Source organism: Priestia sp. BR_2, assembly GCF_041954005.1.
GTDB classification, from domain to species: domain Bacteria; phylum Bacillota; class Bacilli; order Paenibacillales; family Paenibacillaceae; genus Paenibacillus_AQ; species Paenibacillus_AQ lautus_A.
Window position 1 is genome coordinate 1 of the sequence record NZ_JAVFHM010000315.1, and the last position, 661, is coordinate 661.

Sequence of the window (661 nt, forward strand, 5' to 3'; positions counted from 1 at the left end):
GTCCCTTTAGCATTACCGGAGAGCTTCAAAAATCCTGTCAAAAACCCTCCTAAAAAAACCATGTTTGAACCATTTGAACCATCCAAACTATCAGCAGAAGATAAATTTCCTGTATCTTTACGAGTCATGACAACTTTATTCGTTCCTTCATCAAAAAAAGCTGAAATACCTGCTTTTGAATTGCTGATTTGTGTAAGAACGGTATTTAATGAGGTGGAACCGTCAAATTCAAATACGGTGCTGCCGTTTGGACCATCTCCTGTGGCTTTTCCATTGCTGTCGTAAGTTGTAATAGAAAAATTCAGCACGTTTTGCTGATAGGAAAACGCTTCAATTGTACTGCCACTTGTTAATGTGGTACCAAATGTCATTTCACCTGTGTCTTCGTTAATGAAAACTTCATCAGAACCTAATGTTTCCGCCTTTGTTCCTATTGTCACTTTATACTCTTTACTTGTACCTTCAGTGGTAACAGAGATAAAATTTAAAGTGCCTGTGTCCTGATTTACAGCAGAAACAGAACCCTTTGCTAATTTTATTGTGCTAGTATCAGCACTTAACGTTATAGCCGCTTGTTCCACTGTTTTCTCAGTCCAAACGCTTGGATCTGTTTTTATTGCACCTTTGAGACCATAAGCTTTTCGTCGGATCAATACTAGAA

At 38.1% G+C, this 661-nt stretch carries 1 pseudogene; it reads right to left on the reverse strand.

Annotated elements, in window-relative coordinates:
- Positions 1-661, reverse strand: a pseudogene (locus tag RB298_RS28025) (flagellar hook protein FliD); the annotation flags it as partial.